The sequence below is a fragment of the Desulfoluna butyratoxydans genome, from assembly GCF_900699765.1.
In the GTDB taxonomy this organism is placed as follows: domain Bacteria; phylum Desulfobacterota; class Desulfobacteria; order Desulfobacterales; family Desulfolunaceae; genus Desulfoluna; species Desulfoluna butyratoxydans.
Window position 1 is genome coordinate 719,549 of sequence record NZ_CAADHO010000001.1, and the last position, 22,082, is coordinate 741,630.

Sequence of the window (22,082 nt, forward strand, 5' to 3'; positions counted from 1 at the left end):
CTCCCTGCTGCAGCAAACCAGAACACCTGCTTGCTGAAAGGCAAACCCTATGGATCCAGCACCGGAGCCAAGACAAACAAGGCACCCGAGGTGGCGAGAGTTCACCTTCACCCTGCACCGGATTTTTCGAAACCCCTCGGCCCTCATCGGCTTCGGCCTGCTCCTCTTCTTTGTGGCCGTGGCCTTAGCCGCGCCGTACCTTGCACCGCCGAAATACGCCCACGCCCCCTACCAGATGCCCCACACCGGGTTCTCCCCCACGCCAAAGCCACCGGGGGATCTGCACCTGTTCGGCACCACCTCCGGCCAGTACGACATCTACTACGGGGTGGTCTGGGGCACACGAACCGCTTTTAAGATCGGCCTGTTTGTGGTGGGCATTGCCGGATGCTTCGGCACCTTTCTCGGGGTAATCTCAGGGTACTACGGGGGGTGGTTCGACGAGATCCTCATGCGCATCGTGGACATTGTCTGGTCCGTGCCGCTCCTGGTGCTGGCCATGACCATTGTGGTGGCCTTCGGCAGGGGCCTTGAAAACATCATGATCGCCCTGGCCCTTGTGGAGTGGCGCTGGTATGTGCGGGTCATCCGCTCGGAGGTGCTCACCCTGAGGGACCGGGATTTTGTGCAGGCGGCCCGGCTCATGGGGCGCTCCGATGCAAAAATCATCGCGCGGCACATCCTCCCCAACGCCATCTACCCCGTACTCATCATGGCCTCCATGGACATGGGGTCCATGGTCATCTCCGCCTCCTTCATGAGCTTTGTGGGGCTGGGAGCGCCCAAGGGCTATGCGGACTGGGGGCAGATGGTGGCCCTGGCCCGGAACTACATTGTGGGACCGCCGGAAGACCCACTGCGATTCTGGTACACCGTGGCCATCCCCGGGATCTGCATCATCCTCTTTGTGCTGGCCTGGAACCTCATCGGCGATGCCCTGAGGGACGCCTTCGACCCGAAGCAGCGGAGGAGATGACCATGGATCCCCTCATCGAAGCAACGGATCTCACCACCCACTTTTACACCTACGAAGGGGTGGTGAAAGCGCTGGACAGAATAAGCCTCCGTGTGGACCGGGGCATCACCTTCGGCCTCGTGGGGGAGTCGGGATGCGGAAAAAGCGTAACGGTTCGCTCCATGATGCGCATCATCCAGGAGCCCGGGCGCATCGTGGGCGGCAAGGTGCTGTTTTACGGCAGGCAAGGTACCGGCGAAGACCCCGTGGACCTCATCGCCCAGTCCGAAGCCTGGATGCAGGGGCTGAGGGGAGACCGCATCTCCATGATCTTCCAGGAGCCCAACGCGGCCCTGAACCCCATTTTGCGGGTTGGGGACCAGGTGGCGGAGAGTTTTCTCTTTCACCGCAGGCGCTCCATGGCACAAAAAATCCTTTCGGACCTGGCCGATGCCGACACCCGGGTCTTCCCGGGAAGCAGGGGGCTGCAAAACGTTCTGTATGCGCGCACCGCATCGAACCCGGAGGCCCTTCTGCTTCGACTCTCCCGACGCATCCCGCTCCTGAAACGCTGGGAAATGCGCCTGAAAAAAGAGGCGTTCCGGCGTGCCACGGAGATCATCGGGCGCCTCGGCATCCCCCATCCGGACGAGGTGGCCCGGAGCTATCCCCACAACCTCTCCGGCGGCATGAAGCAGCGCATCGTCATTGCCATTGCCCTGGCCTGCAAGCCGGACCTGCTCATCGCCGATGAGGCCACCTCCAACTTAGACGTCACGGTGCAGGCACAGATCCTCGACTTGCTGCACGAGCTGAAAGAGACCGAAATCACCTCCATCCTCATGATCACCCACGACCTGGGTGTGGTGGCCGAGACCTGCGACCGCGTGGGGGTGATGTATGCCGGGACCCTCTGCGAAGAGGCCGACGTCACAGACCTTTTTCAAGGGCCGAAACACCCCTACACCAAAGCCCTCATGGACTCGGTGCCCCGCTTTCACCAGGAAGGCGAGTTAAAGAGCATTGACGGTGCGGTGCCAAACCTCGTGAATCCGCCGCAGGGGTGCAGGTTCCACCCACGGTGCCCCCACGTGATGACGCGATGCAGAACCGAGGTCCCCGAGCTTCAAGCCGTTGGAGAAAACCACAGGGTGGCCTGCCACCTGTATGGAAACAAGGAAAAGAGTGATGCCTGATGAAACCATTCTGGAGCTGGTGGACTTGAAAAAACATTACCCTGTCCTGGGCGGGGTGCTCAGGCGACAGGTAAATTCCGTCAAGGCCCTGGACGGCGTCTCCCTTGCCATCAGGCGGGGCGAATGCCTGGGCATCGTGGGCGAATCCGGGTGCGGCAAAACCACCACCGCAAAGGCGGTGATCCGGCTCCATGGGGCAACCTCCGGGGCCATTGTCTTTCACCCCAAGGATCAAGACGCTCCGGTGGAGATCACGCACCTCTCCCCCAGGCAGCTCAAAAAAAAGGACCTCCGCCACCGGCTGCAAATGGTCTTTCAGGACCCCACCACGTCCATGAACCCGCGCATGCTGGTCAAGCACATCATCGCCGAGCCCATCATCGAAAAAGAGTCCCTCACCTCCGTTGAACTCGAGGCAAGGGTGGTGGCGCTCCTGAAACTGGTGGGCCTGGACCGCTCCCACCTCTATCGCTACCCCCACGAGTTCTCAGGGGGCCAGAGGCAACGCATCGCCATTGCCAGGGCCATCGCCACCAACCCGGAGTGCCTTGTCCTGGACGAGCCCACAAGCGCATTGGACGTATCGGTACAGGCCCAGATCCTCAACCTGCTCCGGGGCCTGCAAAAAAAGATGGGGCTGACCTACCTCTTTGTCACCCACCACCTTCTGGTGGTGAAGTACATGGCCGACCGCATCGCCGTGATGTACCTGGGCAAAATCGTGGAACTCGCCGCCACGGACGATCTTTTTGAAAACACACGCCACCCGTACACCTGGGCCCTTCTCTCCGGCATCCCCAGCACAGAGCCGGACGCCACACGACAGCGGGTCCTTCTGAAAGGCGACGTTCCCAGCCCCCTGAACCCGCCACAGGGCTGCCGGTTCCATACCCGCTGCCCCTTTGCCGAAGACATCTGCCTGACAACCGAGCCACCCCTCGCAGACATGGGCGACGGCCACATGGTGGCCTGCCATCGCAGCCACGAAACGCCACACCTGTTCATACAACGCCAAACCGCCCAGTGACCACTCCAACAGCACACCCCAGATCGATCGAAGAAAAAAAAAGGGTCAGGCAAGTTTATTTTCCCGCCTGTTCGCCTATTCGATTCGCATCGGATTGGTGTTGCCTCCGGTGGCCCTGCCGGGGGATAAGCTTTTAAAAAAGCTTAACAAATAAGCCATAAAAAATAGTTACATGAATGCCGTTTTAAATGCAGCTGTGATTTGACCCGAGGAGCGAGGGGCAAATTACAGCTGCTATCTGCTTTCAAGGTGGCACACCTTGCCGCCGGAGGCTGTTTTTTGGAGCTGAATAGTTACGGAAAATTTTTCGTACTGGCTGATTCGCATTTGAGGCCATGGACCCTTTCCCGCCATTCTGTTATAAAACGAGCATTTTATCACACTCATAATCCGCAGCACGGCATCACATCCCGACAAAAAGGGCGGGTGCGTATGCCTTGCTCGGCATATATACAGGGCGAGGCACGACATGGATCCCATTATGGAAAATAAATATCTGCGGCAAGGAGAGATGCTTGCCAACAAAGCAAAGAAAAAATTCAAACACCTGAAAAAACGTTTTGCCAAGCAGGGAATCGAGGTGTTTCGGATCTATGATTGGGATATTCCCGAGATCAGGGCCGTGGTCGACTGGTACGCTGGACACCTTGTGGTGGGAGAATACACCCGTGCCCAGTCAACACCCGAATGGCTCCCCATGATGGGGCAGGCCCTTGCCGATGCCTTTGACGTTCCCATGGAAAAGGTCCACCTGAAGCAGCGCAAGGCAGGAAGGCAAAACGGCAAACGGTACGAGCGTATCGACCACACCGACGCCAAAATTATCATGGGGGAACGGGACCTGAAGTTCTATGTCAACCCATGCGACTATGTGGACACCGGGCTCTTTTCCGACCATCGCAACACGCGGCTCATGGTCCGTGAGATGGCCGAAGGAAAACATTTTCTGAATCTTTATTGCTACACAGGTGCCTTTACCTGTTATGCGGCAAAGGGAGGCGCTGCCACCACGACCAGCGTGGACCGCTCCGAAACAGCCGTCAACTGGGTTAAAGAGAACCTTGAACTCAACGGGCTTTCTTCAGAGGACCATGAGGTCATCCAAAAGCACACACCTGAATTTCTGGAAATCGCAAAAAAAGAAGGGCGCACCTTTGACCTCGCTGTGGTGGACCCACCGTCCTACTCCACCACCATGACCACAGGCGAGGCATTTGATATCGATAAAGACCACCCGTGGTTGCTCAACGCCGTGGTGGCCATCATGAAGCCGGGCAGCACAATTTTTTTCTCCACCAACCATCAGGATTTCACCCCCAAGCTCGATGTTCTTCCTGTCACCGACTTCGAGGAAATCACCCACACAACCATTCCGGAAGATTACATCAGCAAACGAAAAACCATTCACCGGTGCTGGAAAATCACCGTGTGATAAACTAGGTGGAGATGCAAAAGGGACAGGCAAATTTAAATCAAACCCACTCCCCTTGTTGACACGACACCTGCAGCCAACCGGTTTCAGGTGTCACTCACCCTCTTCACCACAAACAGCCCTCCGCCCCCCTCGATCACTCTGGGTATGCGCGCCCTAGTCGAGAAGGACTTATTCTTGAAACGCCGACACGTCGCCTCCACAAACGCGCGGGATCCAATCACCCCGGACTCCGTAAAATGTCGTATCCTGCCCTTCACGAGGGAGGATCCACTGATCTTGAACCCATGGGCCACTTCATTTTCCAGAATGCTCCGGGGAATGGCTCCCTTTCCCTCTTTTTCGAGGGAGCCGGCATGGTACATGTACTCCCGGTACCGGATCAGCCGATCTTCAGGGTCCTCCACACCAAAGTCCACAAACCCGAAATCAAGGGACAAAAAGCCGTCGCGATTGCCCGTCTGCGCATGATAGCCCATGGAGCACCACCTGTAGGCCTCCGGCCTTTTGACGATTCCTGCACGTACGGGATTGAGGTCAATATAGGAAAGGCAACGTACAACCGCTTCCCCCCTTTCCAGAATCACACTCTTGAACCGTTCCCCCCAAAGGGTCCCTTTGCGATCATACCTTTTGTTGTAAAACCGTGAAAACGTCTGTTTGATCTCTTTGATGAACTCGGACAAGTTGCACCATTTGTTCCGAAAATGAGATATTTTCCCCTCAGGAAAAACCGTCTTTTCTCCGTACAGAAGGCTATAGCGATGCCTTATCTCCGCATCGGAAGCCCGCATCTCGGTATGCATGGTGACCAGCAGGTGAAAGTGATTTCCCATAACAGCGTAGCCCAGAACGTCTGCAAAGTAGATCGAACTGAATTTTTTGATGATATCGACCAGTGCTTCTTTTTCGATATCGCCGAAGGGCAAGCCGTCCAGGGCCGTTCGTGAAATGATGTGATACGCAGTGCTTTCGTCGGATACTACCATTCTCAGACTTCGGGGCATTGGCACCTCCTCATCGGATCATGGAATCGTATTGCAGGGTGATCAAATTGGTGGATGGATTAAGCCCAGCAATCCAACATACTGGAATAAAGAAACATACAGCCATAAGCATCGTAATATGCTTATGGTATACAAACCGACATATGTCAATGCTGTTTTGCCTGTCCCTTTTTTACAGCGACCAGCTGCCGCCTTGTCGTTTTTCCTTTGTGGCACCCTTGGGCATGGGAATCTTTACAGGATCGTCGGGGCTTCGTTTGCGCAACCAGATACACCGCAAGGCCTGGCGCCAAAAGGGCTGATCAAAGGCCTCTTCACGCCACTTCTCGCCTTCCGCCACTTGTGTTTCCATGACATCCCAGGCAGCGGCATAGTCGAAGACCGGCCACCTGGCGCCTGCTTTGTAAAGGTGTTCGGGGGATGCGATTTCCAAAAGGGACGTCATCCCCTGTTCGTAATCAAAACGCTTCCAGTGAAAGCCTGCATAACAGATCTGTTCGGGATCACCGGCCCTGGTCAGGGCCTCAAGCCCCCTTGCCGCGTCAAAGGTGCTCCAGTTAAGGCCTGCAAGATAGATATACCGGGCACCGGCCCATGAAAAAAGCGCGTCCATGCCCCGTGCATAGTCAAACCCCTTCCACATCCAGCCGCATTTATAAAGGCTCTCGGCATCCCGCAACCCGATGACCGCCGTCAAGCCGTCGGCAACATCAAAACCATTCCAATGCAAACCGGCCTTGTAAATGGCCTGCCCGTCGCCCAGCACAACGAGTCGGCGAAGGCCTTCTGCCACCGAAAAATCACCACCGGCGGCTCCCATCTCAACAATTGATTCCGAATCGGTCAGCGTATGTAACGATTGTGGCATATGCTTTGCTCCCAAAAGCCGTGCACCCTGAAGGTTTCACCAAGAGCCCGGGTGGTTGTCGTGGGTGAATAGAAAAATTTGCCTGTCCCCTTTTACTCCTTTTACTTCCGTTCCAGCCTGACGACGTCGCCGAAGGGGGCGTGGAAGCCCTGGGCCGTGGAAGGAAGGAGCCACAGGGTCCGCTGGTAGGGGAGCAGCCGCTCCAGGTCGTAGATCTCCCCGTCGGTGATCACCACCACCATCTCCCGGTGGTTAAGGAGATAACGATTGAACAGGGCAGAAAAGAAGGTGGTGCCGCTGTTTCCCGAACGGATCAGGCGCCAGTCGCCGCGCCGGTAGGTGCACACCCGCGTTTCGCTTCCCCCTTTGACAAAGCGGTCGCCCTGTTTTTCCGGTACGAAAAGGGTCTCGTCGATGCACAGCAGGTTGATGCGGTACCCGTCCAGAAGGGACTCCACAGCCCCGAAGGCCTCTTCGATCTGCTCGGGCCGCGTCACCATGGAGGCGGAAAGGTCCACCACCACGGTCAACAGCTTCTTGTCCACATAATGGCGCCCGGCAGAGTAGATCCCTTCCGTAAAATAACGCCTGTTAAACCGGGCGGAGCTGTACTCCCACTCCCGCGACGGGGTACCCCGGGCCACGATGGTGCGGATCTTGCATTTCAAAGGGGAGATGTCCACCTTTGCCACCTGCTGGATCAGGGTGCTGATCTCCCGGACCAGCCGCTCGTCCCGCGCCTTGACATCCTGGCCGGAGAGCGTCAGGGCCTCACGGACATTCTTCCGTATCCTCACGGCGGCCGAAGCATCTTCCATGCGATGCACCCCCGTGGGAAGCTGCTGGCCCTGCCCCGGCGAGAGGCACCACTCCCCGTCTTCCGCCCTGCCCTCCTCATCCGGCGTCATGGGTGCAGGCTCCGGATGGCCCGATTGCTCCCGGCTTTTGCTCGGCCGGAAATTCTCCTTGAGGCCTTCGGCAAAATCCCCCATAACGGTGGGCTCATCCGTCTTCAAGAAACGGTACACACTCTCCCATGAAGGGTCGCTCTCCCCGGTTTTTTCGTAAAATTCGCCGGGAATCCGTGGCAATCCCTCCGGAAGCGTAAGCGTTGCCTCACCCGTAGAAAAAAAGGTCCCACGGTGGTCGTCCATCCAGGAGTTGATCACCATGTCCTGGGCCATGTTCTGAAGGTACGGGTGCTCATCCCGAAAGCCGCGATGATCGTGCCCGAACACCGCGTGCATCATCTCATGGACCAGGAGCCCCATGCGCTCCTCCATGAAGAGCCCCTCGATGAACACACCGTTGTACAGAAGGGTCACCCGCCCCGATCGAACGGTAAGGGCCAGGGTGGGCAGACTGTTGTCCTCGACAAAGGAGACCAGCTGGTAAAAGTAGGAGGTGAACCGACTGCGCTTCCAAAGCTCCTTCAACAGGGAATCCCAGGGGGTCATGCCGGTACCTTCTCCCCGTCAAACACCACGTCGGTGAGCAACGAAAGGATCTCTTCCTGCTCCTGTCCCTGGGACACAGCCCGCACCGCATCGGGAATCTGAGAAAAGACGCCGCACTCCCTGAGCAGCATAAGGAAAAAGCTCACGCGCGCATCGGCTCGGGACGCCGCCACATACCGGAGCAGACACCCCAAAGGCTCCAGGAGCCCTTCATCCCCGGCCGTTTTTTTCTCGCGGATGCGCGTCACCGCCCCGGATACAGCCCAGAGCAGGTCCTCAACAGGCACCTCCCCTGCCTTGAACCGGGCAAAGGCCCCGGCATCGCCGGAAAGCACCTCATGGGTGCTCAGCTGCCTGGGGGTAAGAATCTGGGTAACGAAATCCGAAGCGGCCAGCTCCCCCACCAGAGAGGCCAGGACCTTTTCCACGGCCCGGCGCCCTTCCCCGGCAAGGGCTCTGTAAAGAGCGTCTTCGTCTTCCAGGCCGTAAGAGAGACAAAGGGCCTGAGAGGCCTGGTGCCACCCCCTGGGGTTCGGGTGAATGGCCGCCGCATCCCAGAGCCGCTCGGGAAACCGGGAGATGTACCGGACCACCGTGGGGTGGATGCCGCTTTTGCGCGCCCAGTTCAGCCAGTGCTCGGCCAGGGGTTTCAGGTGAAAGATCCCCAGGCGCCCGTCCAGGGCGCTGTCGTCAAAATCGGTGATGTGGGTGTGATCCTCCTCCCCCAGGTTGCCTGCAATGACGATGACCGTCTTTTCTGGCAGCAGGTGCTCTCCGCAGCGCCCCTCGGTGATCACCTGGAACAGGGTCTGGATCACCGTGGGATGGGCCCGGTTCGCTTCGTCCAGGAACCACACAATGCCGTCAAATCCTTCAGGCACCTCTTCAGGAGGAATGAACCGTGGGCGGTAATAGACCATGCGCCGGTTTTCATGGTCCGGCACCGGGTAGCCCCCCAGATCGATATTCTCCTTGAAGGCAAGCCGGGTATCGATGAAATACCGGTTCTTGCGCTCCGCCGCCTGCTTGACGATGGATGACTTCCCGATCCCCGGATGCCCCACGATCTTCACGGCATAGTTCACCTGGCCGTCGGCGTCCAGATAGTGGTCCAGAATCTCTGCCATCTCCCCTGCATCCACCTCCACCGGTCGTTTCTGCATACCCTCACTGCCTTTCTGCGGGCAGCCGTGATGCCGCCCATGCACGTCTTCTGTTCCTGCGTAACGGCCCCGGGGCAAAGACCTATTTCACACGCCCCCAAACGCCATCAATGTTCACACGATCAGTACATCATACACCATTTAGAATAACCATTCTACCCACGATGCTGCGCACCCCGGGACGGACCCGCTTTGACACACACCGAATCCACATGGTAAATTAAACAATTACACACCCCCGATCCGCAAGGACCTCAATCCCTTGCGAAGCCCTTCCGACCCATCCACCACACACCATGGAGAATGCCCCATGCCCCTGAAACCCTTGCTTGCATGCCTGCTGCTGATCAGTGTGCTGCTCATGGCGGGATGTGATGATGAGTACACCGAAGATCCCGGCGGCTCCCTGGGCCCCGGCAACTGGAAGCTCACCCTCTCGTACGAAGGAAAAACACGGCCGGTCTACCTGCATGTTCCCTCAGGATACCGGGCAGCAGCACCCCTTCCCCTGCTGCTCTCCTTCCACGGCCATCGGGACACCCCGGCGGGGCAGGCGGAAAAAGACGGGTTCCCCCACCTTGCGGACCGCGAGCCGTTTATCGTGGCCTACCCCAAAGGCTCGGGAACGCCGGGCCTCCTGGGCTGGAACGCCGGTCCGGCCTGCTGCGGCCAGGCTGAGAACAACAACGTCGACGACGTGGGCTTTACGCGGCACCTCGTGGCCCACCTTCAAACCCGCTGCGCCATCGATGCCGATAGAATCTACGCCCACGGCCACGCCAACGGCGGGGGCATGGCCCACAGGCTGGGCCGGGAAGCCCCGGATCTCTTTGCCGCTGTCTCCGTCTCCTCCATGCCGGTCCTCGTGCCCGACATCACACCGGACTACCCCATCCCCGTCATCCACTTCCACGGCACCTCAGACAACACCATCGCCTACGCCGGCGGCACCATTCCCCTGGAAGACGCCCCATACATGGGCGCCGAGGAGAGCTTTGCCGACTGGTGCAACAAAAACGGCTGCGCCGAAGGGGCTGCCGAACTCCACTTTCACGGGGCGAGCTGGTGCACCACCACCAGTGCCTGCGACGACGGGGTCACCGTCACCCTCTGCACCCTGAAAGGCGGCGGACACAACGCCCTCTACGAACACGGCGACATCTCTGTCAGCCAGATGTCCTGGGACTTTATGACAGGGTCCACGCCATAATCCCCCAAGCGAAAAGAAGGCTTTCTGTGGTTAACGTGAGTTAATAAAAGCAGGCCTCCGGCGGCCAGGTGGGGGCACCTGGAAGCCCTGTGGCGAATGCATGGAGGCAGCCATTTTGCGTGCGTTATCAGAGCATTCGCATGAGGTGTGACATCTGGCAACCGCCTTCGATGGTTAAAGTCTGATGAATCACAGGGTCAAGAGGGCTCAGGAAAAAACAAAAGCAATGCCTCCGGCGGCGAGGTGTACCACCTCGAAAGCAGGTTGCGAATGAGCTTTCCCCTTCGTTCCTCAGGGAAAATCTCATTCGCTATTGATTCAAATTAAACCGAATCTGTTTTTAAAACCTGTTTATTAAACTTTTTAAAAGTTTAGCCCCGGCAGGGCCGCCGGAGGCAAAGGAACAAACACTTACTCGAGCATAAATCGTTCGGCCTGCTTTGTCACCGGATCCCTGCCCACCATTTCCCGCCCCTTCAGGGTCAGGGTCATGAGGCCCCGTTGCCGTGAGATGCTGACCACCCCCGTGTCTTCAAGGGTAATGAGAGTCCCGTCCACCGTCTTCTTCGGCAGGTTGGAGGCGTAGGCGTTTTTCAGGGAAACGGTGTAATGGGGATGAGCCGCATGGGCCAGGAGCCCTGCGGCCAGGTTCAGGTCAACCTGCTCACCCGCATTGAAAAAATACCCCAAAAGGGTTCTCAGGTAGTGGTACGTAAAATGGGGCAGCGCCAGAATAAAACCGCCTGTCATATGAGCCCTTTCCATGTCATCTTTTTGGCTAAACGGGTTGGATTTCATCCCGAAATCATAGGATGTTCTGGGCTGGTAAAAGAATCCCACCACCATCAAAAGCACAAAGAAGCCACCGTAAAGCCTCCAAAACCAGTCCTCCACCACCTTCTGGTCCACCTCCAGGCAAAACAGCACCACACATTTCAGTATAATTCCGGCGCCCACATACCCCACAACAGCCAGCAGACCGCCCCACAGCAAGCCGGAAAGGGTTTCACGACGCGCAGCTTTCAACTGATCGGCCAGCGCCTTTTTGATGGTACCATGATCCATGGTGACTCCTGCCAATTCAACGGCCCTTTTTTTAATCCGCGGCCAGGGTTACCTTCGCCAGTATGTCGCCCGGATATGTCACGTTAGTACTTCCACTTCATCAAGGCCTCCATTCCTTTTTCCTCAATCGCCTGCTGCCTTTTCGCGCGCTCTTTTTCCACCGCAGAAAGAAACCGATCCACGGCCAGTGCCTCCCGCCCCAGGCTCTCCTCCAGAAACACCACAGGAGACATCATCCGCTGCTGCGCCACGGCAAGCTCCTCCTCCAGCAACACGCCATGGCGCCTGAGGCGCCGCTCCACCTCCTCCTTGAGCCCCTGGGCCACCCGCTCTGATTCCCGGGCCACGGCCTCGTCAAAGCGCACGGCAAGGTACGCATCCAGATTGCTCTCCAGTTCCCAGCGCCCCTGTCCACCGTCAAAGGTCATGACCGCGCGCACCTCCAGAAAAGGAACCCGTGCCAGGGACTCTTCCAGGGCCCGGCGCAGCCAGCCCAGCCCCCCGCCGTCCCCCGTCACCGTGGCACCGGTAAGGGTCACAAGAGTCTCCACCCGGGCCTCCTGTCCCAGCATCCGGTAAGCCATGCGAACGTCTGCCACCCCCTGGGTCAGATGGACGCCCGGCGCCAGGACCACCTCCTCCGCCGGGACCCCCTGGGCATGGATTATCCCCCCCTGATCACAGGCGTCCCCGGGGCAACCGGCCCTGCCCGTCACCTTCAGCCGCCCCGCCTCGGGCAACGCCTCCCCCTCCAAATCAAAGGTAAACGGCTCCTCCCCTTGGTCCCTAAGGCTGGATAGCCCGGCAGCGGTGCCGGTCATGGAAAACGCCCCCAGCTCCATGGCCACGGCAGCCTGATCGATCCACAGCTTCGACCAAGGCCCCGCAGCCCCTTGGGTCCCATTCTCTTTCAGGGCACAGACCAGGGTCCCCAAGCTCTCCAGCCCCTCCACCGCAGGCCCCGTTACCCGGGCCAGATGATACGAAAAAAGGATCGCCGCCACATCCTGCAGCCCGGAATCCCCCGGCCTGACCATGGCCCGGGCTGTTTCAACGTCCCGGGCCACCCAACCGGGGTACGCTGCGGTCCACCGCCCGAGGCGGGAGAGCTCGGCCTCGGCCGTGGCTTTCTCTTTAGCCAGCTCATCACCTAAAGTTTCCAGCTCTTTCTTGAGGCCCTGGCCTCTCTCCGCCATGGCCGACAGGGCTTCCATGGTCTCTGCTGCGGCGGGATCCTCGCCCTCAAGGGCCTCTGCAATGGCCGTCAGCCGCTTTTTATAATCACGGCCCCGGAGATGCCATTGCCACCGGGCCGACCGTGCCTGCATATCGGCCCGGGCCCGGTCCACCTGTGCCGGGGTCTGAAACGACACCGCCCCCATCACCCCACGCACTGTCTCCGGGCTTCCCCGGTCAACCATTGCCAACCCCGGCAGTTCCTTTGCCTCCTCTTCCAGCTGCCTTCGCAACCAGAGAGACAGACGATCCGAAGGTGTCCCGGCCACAGAGGACGGGTCCGTCACCCGAGCCTTCACCCGGCGTGCGCCCCCCACCACCACCCCTCCGGTGGTCAGGCTCTCCACCTTGAGGCACCCCTTCAGCAGCGGAGGCCCGGCAAGGGTCAGGCGTCCGGGCCCGGTTTCCACAACGTTCTTCCAGGGGTCCCGGGCATCAGCCACCACCAGCCGGTCCCAGGCAAGCTCAAGGCCGAAGGGCCCGGCTTTCACGCCCTCCACAGACACCTCAGCACCCACCAGGGACTCGGCACCTCGGGTGAGGGCATAATCCGCAAGGGGATTCCGGAACAGCCAGAGCAGCGCCCCGGCCACGACGGGCAGGCTCACAACCGCGGCCAGTGCAATCAACCATTTTTTCATGGGGCCCCCTTCATCAGGCTGGACAAAAACAGGTATGCATACACGACAAGGACACCGGTACGGCCAGGGCACAGGTATCCTTACTTAAAAAATATGCATCATTCGCACAAAAAAGGAAAGAAGGAGGAGGAAGGCTCCCCGGTAAGGCATCGTCCCCACCGAGGGCCACGCACGTGACCGCGCACAGCAAAACGCAACAGGGCTATCAGGGGTGATAGTTGAAGTTGCTGGAGTTGTCCGTGTACAAGCCGTCCTGGGGCAGGTACGAGGGGTAGGTGTGGGTGGCCTCGGCGTGGGGTTCCCCGTGCCACCATTTGTAGAGGGACTCGTTGATATGCTCTCCCCGGTACTGAAAACTCGTGGCAACCAGCTCGTTGTAGCCTGTCACAATCTGGTACCCGAAGTGGGGACTCTCCCGATCCAGGCCGATGCGCAGGAACATGCCGTTGTGGGTGTTGCTGTTGGTGGGGTTGTCGGGCACCGCCGCCATATAGCTCTCCCCGTCGGGGACCCGGTAGTCCCTGCCGAAATAGTAGTGATCCACCAGCATGAGCATGGAGTCCCGCTGGAGGATCACCGGCACCGGCGTGCTGTTGAACTCCTTGGCCAGGTCGCTTGACCCCTGGAGCATGGGAATCCCCGCCATACGGCCCACCTGCCTCGACCTGTAGGCGTTTTTCGGGCTGTACAGCCCCGTGGCCCGGCGGAAGTCCACCATGAGGTCAGCCTGAAGATCGTTGGTGCCGATGATAATGTCGGTGAGGCGACGGTCCGGGTCGTTGATGTTGTCGTATTTCAGGCGAATCACCAATCCGTTGATCTCCGCCGGGTTGTCCGGGCTGGCCCCCAGGCGCAGGTTGTCCAGGCTGATGTCCCAGTCCAGGTAGTTGCGGTTCTGGTAGGTTTTTTCAGAGAAGTAGAAGAGGGGAATGCCCAGCAAGGTGGCGTCGTTGTCGGCCTGCACCCCGTCCACCCACAGCTTCTGGCCAGCGGAGACCTTGTATTTGGCCATAAACAGGTCGTCATCGGTCCACGGCACATACTCCGTCTCCAGCTCGCCTTCTTTGAACAGCTGGTACTCCATGGCGTACCGCTCGGGGGTCTTTTCGCCCCCGTACATCCTGTAATCGACCTTAAAGGTCCGGTGGCCGTCCACCACTTCATTTTTCTTCCACTTCTGGTTGATGCGCGGATCAAAGTCTTTCATGCCCTGGCCGCCGTGTACCCCGGGGTTCATCCCCTTGCGCGTCACCAGATCCGTCTTGTCCTTGTAGTAATACCCCATGCGCACCTGATCGGCCTCCACATAGGTCTTGATATAGGTGTCGAAAAAAATCCGCACCGTATCCTGCTCCACGGAGATGGTCACGGGCCCGGCCTGGGCGTCCACCATGGCCAGGGCCGCATCGTTCAGGGGCTTCAGGGCATCCGCAGGTTCCGCCGTACCAGCAAAGACCGCAACCACCACCGCAATAACTCGTCCCGCACACCTCAATGCTCTGCCTGTCCCCAATTGCCTCATGCTCTCCCCTTTCCTGCCGTTACCCATGCCTGCCGCGTGCCTCAATTCCTGTAGATCGTGTAATCGCTGTTGATGGGATAGGGTTCCCGGATCTGCCAGAAGGAGGTGTCTTTCACCAGCCTGTCCCCGTCATACACGTTTTCGCCGATGCGGGTGCGGTACTGGGCCCACCCCGAATTCACCGGGGCCGGGGTGACCCCCAAGCTGTGGTCGCTGCTGTCCACCCATGGCCCCGGCTCGGGCCTCAGCCGGTCCATGAACTCTTCCGCCCCCCGTCCCATGGGGTTGTACTCCTGTTGCCCCACGGGAATGTCCTGGGCCACGGGAAGCCTTCCGGCCCGGTAGGTATACAGGTGGGGGTTCGGATCCGACGCGCTCTCGTTCACCGCGGTCTCAAGGGCATAGGTGGTGTGCCGCCCCGGAAACTCGATATAAAGTTTTTTCGCCCGCAGCCCTTCCACAATAAGAGGCCCCATGGAGTTGCCCCCCAGGTAGCTGTTGTCCCCACTGGAATTGTACCCCACGGTCTCCTCCACGCGGATGGCGCCGTGAAGGGGCATGTTGAGTACCATGCACGAGGATTCGTCCAGAGACTCCTCACGGGTCCGCGTTTTAAAGGAGAGGGTCATGGGACGCTCCACGATCTCCGCATAGTCCACACGGTCTTCGTCGGACACATAATGAATGGGAAACGCGATGCTGTATTCCTGGTTATCCCATCCGTCGTCCCTCAACTCGTCCGTGAGCTGGTCCCTGTGGTTTTCATGGTAGGCAATCTCCCTGTTCCCGGCCACATAGTCGGTGAACCCCACCTGCCGCAGGTTACCGATCATGAACCGGCCGTCGTACATGTTGTTGACGGACCGCTCGGCCGGGACCTCCGTGCTCCCCCAGGTCTCGGTCATCGCCGCGTAGTCCGCAAGAAGGGCTGATTTGTCCCCGGGGCCGAAGCCGTCGGAGTCCCCGGTACTGTTGGCGTACAGATCGCCCATGGAATTCTTTTTGTAATGCCCCAGGTGATCATAGGTAGGGTCCAGTTCCTCGAAACTCTCCCTCAGATGAAACCCCTTCATCTGGAAAAAGTGAAAACCCTCCTCCGAAGGGGAGTCGATGGTCATGGACGAAAGGGAGAGACGGAGCCCCATCTCCAGGGCGATGCCCTCGCCCGAGCAATACCCGTCAATCTCGGGCATGGTGTAGAGGATCGTCTTCTGATCGATGAGGTGAAGGTTCGAAAGGCCCAGAGCCCCCAGGGAAAAAAGGTCGCTCTCCGTGCCGTAGCGCACCTCCAGATTGCCCTCCACCGGGCTGCCGTCGGGTCCGAGGGTCAAAAAGGGCCCGCCCAGCCCCATGGCCTCCAGCACCACCACCTGCCGGTGGGCGTCGTTAACCTGGGGCTCCTTGTCCAGGGTGTGGGTTTTGGCCACGTGCACAAAATCGTCCTCCTTCCAGACATCCGTGGCAAAATAGGGCCCCGACCCCGCAGGGTAGGCAAAGGTTTCGGCCTCAATCTCCACGGCGCCTGAAACGCGAAGTGCCATGGACACATCGTTGAGGCCGAGGCTTCCGTAGGCCCCCCCATGGCCTCCCAGGGAGTCCATGTTCCCCTGGGCTATATAGCCCATGCCATCGGTGGCGTGATGGACCACCATGTCTTCAAAGGCCAGGCGAATCCCGTTGGCGGCATGGGTCTGGGCCAGCCCCTCGTCGGACAGGGGGGTCAGGGCCTGTGCAGGCCTGCCCTCCGCCAGGGAGAACCCTGCAGCCATCATCGCAACGCAAAGGAGTCGTCTCAGAATCGGTTGATTCATGGCATGAAGCCTCCGGCCGTTTGCTGTGGAAAAAATGTATCGGGATAGAACGCGATGTATTATATAAATACTTCTTCTTGTTCGCAAACATTGTTTACAGCTTTTTACTTAAAAAAAAGCCTCGACTCCCAAAAGGCCTTTTGTTCAAGGATCTCCAAAGACTCATGACTGACAAACAAACGCAACCCTTACGGTAACATCATTACTTACCAGGGAATAATCCGACACCGCCTTGAACGTCGGGCCCGTCGGGTCATTGATAAAATGGATAAACAAGGAAACCACGCCCATGGGAAGTCCGGCGAAACAGGTGCGCCGCCCTGAAACACGCAAAAAAACCCGTGACCCATTGCGGGGTGCGGGTTTTCGCCTGACCGCCTGGACTCGGTTTACCGCCCGTGGCGTGAGGTGTCGTAGTTGTTGAGGTACACAAGGATGGAGCCGCTCTTGGACTTTTTGCCCTTTTCCCAGGCCCAGGAAAGGACAATGCCCTCCTGTTTCAGGGCTGTCATGCGGTCGGCAATGGTGTCGGGGAGGACCGCCCCGTGTTCGGAGTGGAGCCCTTTGCCCACGATGAGGCGAAGGGTGTAGGTTCCGACGGAAAAAGCACGCCGAACGTAGTGCTCGGCGGTCTGGTCCGCCTTGGCCGCGGTGTAGCCGTGCAGATCCAGCTGGCCCTGGGGGGCCGGATAGCGCTTGAGTCGCTCTTTCACCGTAAGGGTCCGGGCCTGCTCGAGCTTGTCCACCTTCTCGCTCAAGAGCACCTCCCCGCTCTTCTCCGACAGGGAAGAGGCCAGGAGCTCGGCAAACTCTTCGCTCTCCTCGGAGGCCGGGATCTGGCCCTGTTCCAGGATGGGAAGCCCGTGCCGGTCCCGCTGCACCTTTTTGGCCGGGGGAACCTCCTCGGGGGCCACTTTTTTCCGGGCCGTGGGCACCACCCGGTCCCCTTCGCGCTGAGCCTCTTCGGCCATGAGGCTGCACAGGTCCTTCTCATCGGAGAGGACCAGAATCCCGTTGCGGTTTCGTTTTTTCTGCTTTTTCCTGGGTGGGGGGGCCGCTGGCCTTGCAGGCCGGGGTTTTGGCTTTGGCTTGGGCGGCACCGGGATCTCCTGGGGCCCCTCGTCGCGAAACAGAGCCTCCAGGTCCTCGTCCCCTGACAGCACGGAGATCCCGTGTTTTCCTTTTTTGGGAGCCGTCTTGGGTCCCTTGCCGGGTAACGGCGCCTTTTTCCCGCCATGGGGTTTCTCTAAGGGAGCCGGGGGCTCCACAGCCGCGGGTTCAACCGGAGCCTTCTCCTCGACACGGGGCTCTTCCACCGGTGCCTGGGGGGCTTTTCCCGTCTCTTTTTTCGTTAACAGCTGCTTCAGTTTCTCAAACATCCCCATACCCTGTGCCTTGTTTCTTGGTGTGCGTGTGCTTCCCTTCTGCCATCCTGCCGGGGCCAACTGATAGGCTATTTTTCTCCAAAGGTCAAACCCGCGTAAAAAAAAGGGGCGGATAACCGCCCCTTATCAATACCACCGGATCCATCTCACCGGCTGTTGCCGTGTCACCCCCTGGCAGGGATAATCACCACGTCGATGCGCCGGTTGCTGGCGCGCCCCTGGCGGGTCTCGTTGGAGGCAACGGGCTTGTCTTCCCCGTACCCCACGGCCGAAATCTGGTCGTCCGTCACCACGGAGTTGGCGATGAGGTAATGGCGCACAGAATCGGCCCGCTCCTTGGAGAGGCGCTTGTTGACCTTCTCGCTGCCCAGGGAGTCGGTGTGGCCCTCAATGACCACCCGGCAGCCCGGAAACTCCTTGAAGGTGTCCCGCACCTTGGCCAGGAGGCCGAAGTATTTGTAGTCGATCACCGCCTTGCCGCTGGAAAAGGAGAGCCCGTACAGGCGGATGATGATCTTGTCTCCGTCCATGAGGACCTTGCCCTCCTCCGGGGTAAAGGCGTCGCGGATCCTCGTGATCTTCATGTGCTTCAGCCGCTCGGCCTCCTTCTGACGTTTCAGGGCCTCTTCGGCTTCGTGCTTGCGCGCCATGAGGTCCTGCTCCAGCTTGCTCAGGCTGGCAACGGAGGTCTCCAGGTCCGTGACCTTGGCCTTCAAATCCGCAATCTCCCGGTCCTTGGCGTCGTTGGACGCCTTCAGGGCCTGCACCCCGTCCAGGAGCTGCCAGGTGGCACCGCTGACCCCCCGATCAAATTTGAGCTCCATGTCCAGCCCCTCGGCGATCTTGACCAGCTGCATCTCCATGTCGATGATCACGTCTTCAAAGCTGTAATCGGCCTCCTTGAGCTTGCCCACCCGGGTGTGGATGTGCTCGGTGTGGGCCAGCTCGTACTCAGCCTCCTTCACCAGGGCCACGGCTTCGGCATTGTTGTAGCGGTTCTGGTCCAGCTTCTTTTCTGCAAGGGCCACCAGGCGGCGGGCCTTCTCATAGGTTTTCGGGGCGTTGTTCTTACGCCCCAGGTCCTCGAACCGGGCCAGCTTCTCCCGGGTCTTGCCCAGAAGGGCGTGTTTGATGGTCTCAAGCTCTGCGCTCCGAAACAGGGCCTCGGCCTCACCGGCCTGCCCCCGGGCCTTGTCCACGTCGCCGTCTTCAAGGCTCCTCACGGCCCGCTGGAATTCGGCCTCTGCCTTGGCCGTCAGTTTCTCGCTGTATTTTTCGGAGCCAATGGACGAGGCATCCTCACGGGCCTTCAAAACGTTCTCGAAGGTCACTTCAGCCGTCACGCACACGGCCATGGCCCGTGTAAGGTACGACTCGGCTTTCTTGAGCTCCTTTCGGATCCCGTTCAGGTTTCGTCCCTTGTTGAAATCGGTGAGGGCGTCCTGGTAGGCCTCCATGGCCTCACCAAAGGCATCCGGAGCAAAAAGGTAGGCCCGCTTCTCCTTGGCCTGGACGATCATCGCCTCGGTCCCCTGGAACAGAGAGTTCCGCGTCTCATTGCCTGCAAAACCGGTTTGCCAGAAGCCGAGCACACACGCCGCCGCAACAACAGCGGCCATCCATCGAATAGCAGTCCCTCTGACAAAAACCATAACACTCCCCTTGATCCTGTATTTTGAGGTTGTTCTCGACCGGGTTTTGCAGCCGACACCTTAACCCAAGCCATATCGAATACTTACTTATGATAAACACCCGTCATGTTTCAACCCCAAAAAAAGAGATCTGTCCACCGCAAGGGCCATCCCATGCCCCCAAAGGCCCCATTTTGACAGACCGATTCGGGCCAAAGCAGACGCTCCCGGGCGTTCCCCCATGTGGGATAATCAATTTTATTAAATATTTCATGTAATCATCCTAAACCCAAACACGCCTTCATCCGATATTTATCCCATACACCTTATTTTCCACCCTCAAACTGGAGTTCTGCGGATGTTCAGGGACATTAAACTTCGCGGCAAGCTCATCCTTGCCATTTCCACCATTGCTTTTCTCTCCTACTTCATCACCATCACGGCTGTAACCTTGAAAGTTCGCAGCTCTGCCCATCACGCAGCCATTGCCCAGGGCGAAGAGATTGCCGCCCGATACGGCGCAATCATTTCCGGTAAGGTCGACGCCTCCTTCCACGCAGTGAGGACTCTTTCCGAAACCATGGAGGCCTTCAAGAAATCGGGCAGCTTCAACCCCCGCGAAGACCTCAACAAGATCATGGCCGAGGTCCTGGACAACAACCCCGAGCTCCTTGCCGTCTGGACCGCCTGGGAACCTGATGCGTTGGACAATCTTGACGCCGCATTCGAAAACAAGAAGGGCCACGACGCCACCGGCCGCTTCGTCCCCTACTGGCACCGCACCGGAGACGGCATCGATGTGACCCCCCTGGTGAACTACGACAAGGAGGGAGAAGGGGACTACTACCTCGTCCCCCTGCGCACCGGGCGTGAGATCATGACCCCACCCTACCTCTATGAAGTTCAGGGCAGCAAGGAATCCATCATCAGCCTCTGCGTGCCCATCGAAGTCGAAGGCACCACCGTGGGCGTCTGCGGTGTGGACCTGAGGCTCTCCATCTTTTCCGAGCTCATCAAGGGGCTGACCCCCTTCGGCACGGGCTACACCTCTGTCATCGCCAACAACGGCACCTACGTGGCCCACCAGGTCAACCAGGACAAACACGGCCAGAACGCAGGGTCTTCCGCAGACTGGGAGGCGGCCAAAAAAGCCATCCAGGCCGGACAGCCCTTTCAGTTCGAAGCGATCTCCCGGGATCTTGACACCGACATCGTCCGCATCTTCGCCCCCATCCCCTTTTCCGGCCAGGACACCCCCTGGTCCTTTCTCGTGAACCTCCCCATGGCCCAGGTCATGGCCGAAGCCAACTCCATCGGCTGGCTCATCGTGGGTATCGGGGTGGCTGCCTTTGTTCTCCTCACCGCCGTGGTGATCTGGGTGGCGGGCTCCATTGCCAAGCCCCTGCGCCGGAGCGCCTCCCTGCTGGAAGAGATCGCCAAAGGGGACGGGGACCTCACCCAGAGGCTGGAGGTCCAGTCCAAAGATGAGGTGGGCGAACTCTCCGGGTGGTTCAACACCTTCATGGCCGATCTTCAATCCATCATCGGGGAGGTCAAGGGCAACGCCGGGTCCGTGGACAGCTCCTCCGGTGAACTCCTCACCATCTCGGGATCCCTGTCCGCCTCCGCCGACGAGACCCACACCCTGGCATCCCAGGTGGGACAGGAAGCGGGCACCATGGCCATGAACCTGGCCACCATCGCCTCGGCCATGGAGCAGTCCACGGCCAACATCAACAACGTGGCCGCCTCCGCCGAGGAGATGACCGCCACCATCGGCGAAATTGCCGCAAACTCCGAAAACGCACGCTCCGTCTCCGACGGGGCCCTCTCCGATGCCATGGAGACCGCCGACCTCATGAACAGCCTGGGCAACGCCGTGGACGAAATCGGCAAGGTCACCGACACCATCACCGAGATCTCCGAGCAGACCAACCTGTTGGCCTTGAACGCCACCATCGAAGCGGCCCGGGCCGGGGAAGCCGGAAAAGGCTTTGCCGTGGTTGCCGGTGAGATCAAGGACCTGGCCGGCCAGACCGCCGCGGCCACCCTGGAGATCCGTAGCAACATCCACAGCGTCCAGGAGAAGACCAACGTCTCCGTGGAAAAGATCAACGCCATTTTGGGGGTGATCAAAAACGTCAATGACATCGTCTCCGGCATCGCTGCGGCCGTGGAAGAGCAGTCCGCCGCCACCAGCGAGATCTCAGCCAACATCGGCCAGGCATCGGCCGGCGTGGAGGAGGTCAACAACAACGTGGGCAACTGCGCCACGGCAGCCGATGCCATCAACCGGGACATGGGCAACCTGAACAACGCCTCCAGCGAAATCTCCGGCGGCAGCCACAAGATCGAGGAGAGCGCCCGGGAACTCAAAGCCATGGCTGAAGCCTTAAACGGCCTGGTGGGACGCTTCAAGATCTAACCCGAAGCCCGGCCAAGGATCCTTTCCCGGTCGGGCCCGGCAGCCATCAGA

Annotated in this window: 16 protein-coding genes; 6 read left to right on the top strand and 10 right to left on the bottom strand. The window is 59.3% G+C overall.

What is annotated here, in order from left to right; all coding sequences use genetic code 11:
• Nucleotides 1-49: 49 nt before the first annotated feature.
• The 4 genes from MSL71_RS03140 (at nucleotide 50) to MSL71_RS03155 (ending at nucleotide 4,610) form a co-directional block, all read left to right on the top strand.
• Complete coding sequence (locus MSL71_RS03140) at nucleotides 50-976, top strand: ABC transporter permease (protein WP_180137201.1); 927 nt, start codon at nucleotides 50-52, stop codon at nucleotides 974-976.
• Nucleotides 977-978: 2 nt separating this feature from the next.
• A complete protein-coding gene (locus MSL71_RS03145) occupies nucleotides 979-2,151 on the top strand; it encodes an ABC transporter ATP-binding protein (protein ID WP_180137202.1) in 1,173 nt (390 codons plus the stop codon).
• Nucleotides 2,144-3,178 carry an ABC transporter ATP-binding protein gene (locus MSL71_RS03150; protein ID WP_180137203.1) on the top strand — a complete coding sequence of 345 codons (1,035 nt, stop codon included), beginning with the start codon at nucleotides 2,144-2,146 and terminating at the stop codon, nucleotides 3,176-3,178. The genes MSL71_RS03145 and MSL71_RS03150 overlap by 8 nt, the downstream gene beginning before the upstream one ends.
• Nucleotides 3,179-3,659: 481 nt before the next feature.
• Nucleotides 3,660-4,610: a class I SAM-dependent methyltransferase gene (locus tag MSL71_RS03155; RefSeq protein WP_180137204.1), complete on the top strand. Its 951-nt coding sequence runs from the start codon at nucleotides 3,660-3,662 to the stop codon at nucleotides 4,608-4,610.
• Between the two features lie 86 nt (nucleotides 4,611-4,696).
• On the opposite strand, the gene MSL71_RS03160 is transcribed toward MSL71_RS03155, so the two are convergent.
• The 4 genes from MSL71_RS03160 to MSL71_RS03175 form a co-directional block, all read right to left on the bottom strand.
• Nucleotides 4,697-5,617, bottom strand: coding sequence for a transposase (locus MSL71_RS03160; protein ID WP_180137205.1), 921 nt, complete (start codon nucleotides 5,615-5,617; stop codon nucleotides 4,697-4,699).
• A gap of 172 nt (nucleotides 5,618-5,789) precedes the next feature.
• Nucleotides 5,790-6,485, bottom strand: a complete 696-nt coding sequence (locus MSL71_RS03165) for a hypothetical protein (protein WP_180137206.1) — start codon at nucleotides 6,483-6,485, stop codon at nucleotides 5,790-5,792.
• Nucleotides 6,486-6,586: 101 nt separating this feature from the next.
• The gene (locus MSL71_RS03170; RefSeq protein ID WP_180137207.1) at nucleotides 6,587-7,942 is read right to left on the bottom strand and encodes a vWA domain-containing protein; all 1,356 of its coding nucleotides are present in this window, start codon (nucleotides 7,940-7,942) and stop codon (nucleotides 6,587-6,589) included.
• Nucleotides 7,939-9,105 (bottom strand): ATP-binding protein, encoded by a 1,167-nt coding sequence (locus MSL71_RS03175; protein ID WP_180137208.1) that lies wholly within the window; start codon nucleotides 9,103-9,105, stop codon nucleotides 7,939-7,941. Before MSL71_RS03175 ends, MSL71_RS03170 begins: the two co-directional genes overlap by 4 nt.
• A 310-nt stretch (nucleotides 9,106-9,415) precedes the next feature.
• Here MSL71_RS03175 and MSL71_RS03180 point away from each other — a divergent pair, with 310 nt between their 5' ends.
• Entirely contained in the window at nucleotides 9,416-10,315 is a 900-nt protein-coding gene (locus tag MSL71_RS03180) for a CE1 family esterase (protein WP_180137209.1), read from the top strand.
• Between the two features lie 411 nt (nucleotides 10,316-10,726).
• On the opposite strand, the gene MSL71_RS03185 is transcribed toward MSL71_RS03180, so the two are convergent.
• From MSL71_RS03185 to MSL71_RS03210, 6 genes are all read right to left on the bottom strand, one after another.
• Complete coding sequence (locus MSL71_RS03185; RefSeq protein ID WP_180137210.1) at nucleotides 10,727-11,380, bottom strand: hypothetical protein; 654 nt, start codon at nucleotides 11,378-11,380, stop codon at nucleotides 10,727-10,729.
• A gap of 83 nt (nucleotides 11,381-11,463) precedes the next feature.
• The gene (locus MSL71_RS03190) at nucleotides 11,464-13,257 is read right to left on the bottom strand and encodes a hypothetical protein (RefSeq protein ID WP_180137211.1); all 1,794 of its coding nucleotides are present in this window, start codon (nucleotides 13,255-13,257) and stop codon (nucleotides 11,464-11,466) included.
• Nucleotides 13,258-13,462: 205 nt separating this feature from the next.
• On the bottom strand, nucleotides 13,463-14,779 hold the full coding sequence (locus MSL71_RS03195; protein ID WP_180137212.1) for a hypothetical protein: 1,317 nt from the start codon (nucleotides 14,777-14,779) through the stop codon (nucleotides 13,463-13,465).
• 41 nt (nucleotides 14,780-14,820) lie between these two features.
• Nucleotides 14,821-16,590, bottom strand: a complete 1,770-nt coding sequence (locus tag MSL71_RS03200; protein WP_180137213.1) for a hypothetical protein — start codon at nucleotides 16,588-16,590, stop codon at nucleotides 14,821-14,823.
• Between the two features lie 389 nt (nucleotides 16,591-16,979).
• Nucleotides 16,980-17,969: a Smr/MutS family protein gene (locus MSL71_RS03205; protein ID WP_180137214.1), complete on the bottom strand. Its 990-nt coding sequence runs from the start codon at nucleotides 17,967-17,969 to the stop codon at nucleotides 16,980-16,982.
• A gap of 170 nt (nucleotides 17,970-18,139) precedes the next feature.
• The gene (locus MSL71_RS03210; protein ID WP_180137215.1) at nucleotides 18,140-19,627 is read right to left on the bottom strand and encodes an OmpA family protein; all 1,488 of its coding nucleotides are present in this window, start codon (nucleotides 19,625-19,627) and stop codon (nucleotides 18,140-18,142) included.
• Nucleotides 19,628-19,964: 337 nt separating this feature from the next.
• On the opposite strand from MSL71_RS03210, the gene MSL71_RS03215 reads away from it, so the two are divergent.
• Nucleotides 19,965-22,031, top strand: a complete 2,067-nt coding sequence (locus MSL71_RS03215; protein WP_180137217.1) for a methyl-accepting chemotaxis protein — start codon at nucleotides 19,965-19,967, stop codon at nucleotides 22,029-22,031.
• The last annotated feature ends 51 nt before the right edge of the window (nucleotides 22,032-22,082 follow it).